This window comes from Aquimarina sp., from assembly GCF_977115655.1.
The window spans coordinates 1-4,436 of sequence record NZ_CDSBKO010000128.1 but is presented as its reverse complement, the minus strand read 5'-3'; the positions used below and the strand labels follow the sequence as shown (position 1 = coordinate 4,436).

Sequence of the window (4,436 nt, the reverse complement as noted above, 5' to 3'; positions counted from 1 at the left end):
CGGTGGTACTTCCTACACTGTTTAGTGTAGTATTAAGGTTGTTTCCGGCGGCATCCCTTAATGTTCCACCATTAGCAGCTAAAGTACCCACAGTTATACCATCGGTATCTAATTCATTAGTTTGAATTGTATATCTAAATAATAAAGCACTAGTGCCAGAACCACTTTGATAAACAGCTTGACGTGTTGTAGCACCGATAGTAAGACTTAATTGTGGAGTTCCTCCAGCAGTATTAATCGTTATATTTTCGTTGGTATTTATGGTAAAATCCAGATTTTGTCCGGCTATATAGGTTGCATTAGCAGGTACGGTAACACTGGTTATGGTTGGGGCTACTGCGTCTACTAATACAGCAGTGGTACTCCCAACACTATTTAATGTTAAGACAGCATCATTACCTGAGCTATTTCTTAAGGTACCCCCATTGGCAGCTAAAGTGCCTACGGTAATTCCATCGGTATCCGAATCTCCGGTTTGTACAGTGTAACGGAACAATAATGCCGAAGTTCCGCTTCCGCTTACATAAGCAGCTTGTCTGGTTGTGGCACCAATAGTAAGGCTTAATTGTGGCGTTCCTCCTGTGGTATTAACGGTTATATTATCATTAAAATTAATGGTAAAATCCAGATTTTGTCCGGCGATATAGGTTGCATTAGCAGGAACGGTAACACTGGTTACATCTGGTATTTTGCTAATAGCAATTGTTCTTGTGTCATTAGCACTTGCTGCATTAGTATCTGTAGCAGTAACTGTAACTGTTCTGTTAGAAGTGCCCGGATTTGTAGAGGTGCTTCTGTATCGTATAGATTGAAGTACTTCTTGTATGTTAGCATTCGTAGCATTACTATCAAAAGTAATAGTAAGTGCAGTGCCGTTGGTAACGATCCCGCCACTAATACTTAAGTCACCAATATCTACTCCATTTGATAAAATATTAATTCCGCTAATTGTTATTGTTGTGCCATCTCCATCTGTATCAGAAATGCTTAACTCATCACTAGCTTCGTTATTTGCTGTGATTTGTGCGACTAACGTACCTCCGTTCCAATCTGCATCTCCGTCTGCATCGTTAACCGTAGCAAAATTATCTATTTGCTTGGCAACTTCTCCTTCGGTATAAGCAAGGTTCGAATTATCTATGGATATTGAGGGGGCGACATTTGATACAATCATTGTAGCGGCAATTCCATCAAAGGCACTGTTAGCAATTATTGCAGTATAGGGACCGGCATTAAATGTTTGGCCAGCACCATAGTTGCCGGGTAGTGCCTGTATTGCTGTTCCGGCAGGAATGGTAATGGTTTCTCCTGAAGCTATTGTTGCTCCTGGTGCAAGGGAAAAAGTGATTACATCGTCTGTTGCTCTAACAAATGGTCCAAAGTCTAAACCATAAGTTCCCATACTAGTAGATGAACCGGATTTACCAGCAGACGATGAATAAGATAAGCCAGATGCACTAGCAAATCCTCCAGGAGAAGGTTGGCTATTGTATACATTTTTTATAATGACTGAAAATGCATTTTGTATATTAGAGTAAGATTCAGAAAATTGAAATGTAGCATTTTGATTAAAGACTATTTGTAATCTAGATCCTCCGACAACACTAAATGTAGCATCTAATTGTTGTGCTTGAATTTGGTTGCTGGTAAAATAAAAAACATGAAGTAATAAAATAACTAAAAAAGGTTTTTTTAGTTTGAAAAAGTATTTTTTTCCCATTATTGTAGTTTTATTGTTAAATTTTTATAAACAAGTTGTTTAAACTTTTTTCTTAAATTTTTTTTAGGAGCCATTATAATGAACAACAAAAGGTTGATCCTTTCTGGCTTTTTACAGTTGTATCAAATCTATTTAGTAATGATTTATAGCTGTCCATCTCTATGTATTGGTTGTTTTTGTTTTTTCTGCCTGATATCCCGCTTCTTGTAGCAGGAGTATGAGTTTTTATCAAAATCGACATTTGATAGATCTAACTCTTTGTTATGTAATTTTAATAAGATAGCTCAACGGCTATACCTGGTTTTTGATAAAGACCATTTTCCAAAAATAACAATAAACGTATTACCAACTTAAAAATTTTTCAGGAAAAATATTTATAGGTAAATACTTCTGTTGAACATTTAACATTAGTTTGCAAAGAATTATGTTTACAATCCCTACTATGGAGACACTTAAAAGGAAACCTTTTTTATGTTTTGAAATGTAAGGAACAATTTTCATTTCTGTTATGATTTTGATCAAGTGTTAAGGGTATAATACATTGTTATTTATTGCTTTCTGCTTTGAGACACAAATATTATCCATAACCTTTTTTCTTTTTCAAAAAAGTTTAAACAACTTTAAAGATAAGAATTTAAATGTAACTGCCTGAAAAGTAAACTTTGATACCATTATTTTTCAGGCAGTCCTATTTTTTGTATTTAATTACGTGAAGGAAAAACTCCTACTAATGCAATAATATAATTTGTGGTTAAATATGGAGGCATATTGTTTATGGGTTGATTTCCTCCTGTATTGCCAACGGTAACATTAACATTATTTTCTGCCATATTAACATTGCTAACATTGTTTGAATATATTTGACTACCATCTCCTGAAAAGTTTGTGCCATTTGGGCTACCTTGGTTACCTCCTCCGGTAGGTGGTACAAAAGAAGCTCTAGTAGTTCCTGTTGCGGTATGATTATGACTTGGTAGATTTGTTAGGTTTAAGGTAACAGTTTCTTGTCCACTTCTCGATCCTAATCTATGGTCAGATAATCCTGGTCCGCGACCTGAGCTAATTGCAGCTCTACCTCGCAAATCTGGTAAAGCGAAAGTTGTCCTTCCATCTCCTCCATAAATTGTTCCCAGAATAGAAAATAAAGCCGTGTTTTGAGAAATTGGCAATAATTGCCCTTCGCAAAGTGCCCACCCTCTTGGTGCAAAATTCCCTCCGAATAATACGATTTGTCCTAAAAATGGATCCATAAATTTTGATTTTAAGATTAATAGTTATTTTAATGTTTTTCTTTATATAGTAATAAGGGGCTCTGTTTTTAAACTGGTTGTAAAATGTTGATTTTGTTGTACTCCTAAATAAAAATATTTTTGACCTGTTAAGACTCCTGCATCCGAATGAATAATATTTGCTCTTAGTAATTTTTTATCCTTACAGTATACAAATAACCCTTCTTGTGGATGGATATGCACAATTTCACCAGGAGACTTGTCGATTAGAGTATCCGGGCAATCTGCAGGAGAAACTTCTATTATTTTTATAGGAGAACCTTGGTAATATGTTGTTGCTCCTCCGTATTTTGGATTGCAGGCATTGATCAAATTTTCGATTTCATCTGCTGTCTGTTCTTCCCAATTAATTGTAGTTTCTATATCGCTGGGACGTCTGTTGTACTTTTTTTCAGTAGATTGAGTTTTATAATTCTCTGGATTTTGTACAAGAGGTAATGCTTTTTCTATAAGCCGTACTAGTGTAAAATTCATTTTAGAGTTTACCATTCCTGCTGTCTCACCCTGCGTAATAGGTATTGATTCTTCTAAAAGAATTTTGCCAGTATCCCAATCTTCATCCATTTGATGTATGGTAATAGCTGTTTGCTTTTCTCCTTTTTTTATAGACCAAAATAGAGGGTCGGGTCCTCGGTTTTCGGGCAATTTTCCGAAATGAATATTTAAAAATCCATACTTTGGAATAGACAAAACTTCTTCAGGTATTTTTAACGAAAAACCATAAACTATTACCAAATCTGGGGATCGATCCTGTAGCCAACTCTTAAACGTGTTTTTGATAGAACTACTGTCTATTGTATAAGTCTCGAAACCTTCGTTCTGGGCAGATTGTATCCAAAAATCTTGATCAGATATAGAAGTGTTATGTTTTTGAACACAAACAGCATCCAAATAATTGTATTTAGACAAATACTTATATAACATAAAACAAGATGGAAAACTCCCAATTAGAGTAATTTTCATACATACATAGTTTAGTATAAGTTATTAGATAACCTATATATAGCTTAAAAATGGATAATTATATAGCTGCGACTTTAATTTATCTAATCTATATTCTAAAAAATAGAAACTAAGATGAATTAATAGAACAAACTATTTGAAAATTGACAATATGTGATTACTCAATAAAGTATGTTTCCCTGATTTAGGGAAGTTTATTTTATAGTCACATTTATGGGGGTAAGTATAAATGTGTATCTAGTTAATTTACTGTTTTAATAGATGTAATTATGTTTTGCCAATCACTAATATAGTTATTTTTTTAACAATTAACTATTTTCAAATATTTTTTGTTTTTAAGTTAAAGAAAGAGAATTTAGTTGATGAGAATGGTTTTTTGGTATCAAAACTTTGATTTTCAGAAATATAGTTTTTATTATCTAGTTAAAGGTTAAAACCCTGCAATTTGATTGCAGTTACTTTAG

At 33.8% G+C, this 4,436-nt stretch carries 3 protein-coding genes; all 3 read right to left on the bottom strand.

From position 1 onward, the window contains the following. On the bottom strand, positions 1-1,720 hold a 1,720-nt coding region (locus ACZIYX_RS23665; RefSeq protein WP_462684735.1), incomplete at its 3' end, for a beta strand repeat-containing protein. Positions 1,721-2,421: 701 nt separating this feature from the next. Next, entirely contained in the window at positions 2,422-2,970 is a 549-nt protein-coding gene (locus tag ACZIYX_RS23660; protein ID WP_462684734.1) for a phage tail protein, read from the bottom strand. A gap of 42 nt (positions 2,971-3,012) precedes the next feature. Beyond that, a complete protein-coding gene (locus ACZIYX_RS23655; protein WP_462684733.1) occupies positions 3,013-3,972 on the bottom strand; it encodes a methionyl-tRNA formyltransferase in 960 nt (319 codons plus the stop codon). Positions 3,973-4,436: the final 464 nt, after the last annotated feature.

Bases quoted from the DNA above. Each gene is read 5' to 3' on its own strand.
- ACZIYX_RS23660 (WP_462684734.1), bottom strand. From the start codon at position 2,970: ATGGATCCATTTTTAGGACAAATCGTATTATTCGGAGGGAATTTTGCA.
- ACZIYX_RS23655 (WP_462684733.1), bottom strand. From the start codon at position 3,972: ATGAAAATTACTCTAATTGGGAGTTTTCCATCTTGTTTTATGTTATAT.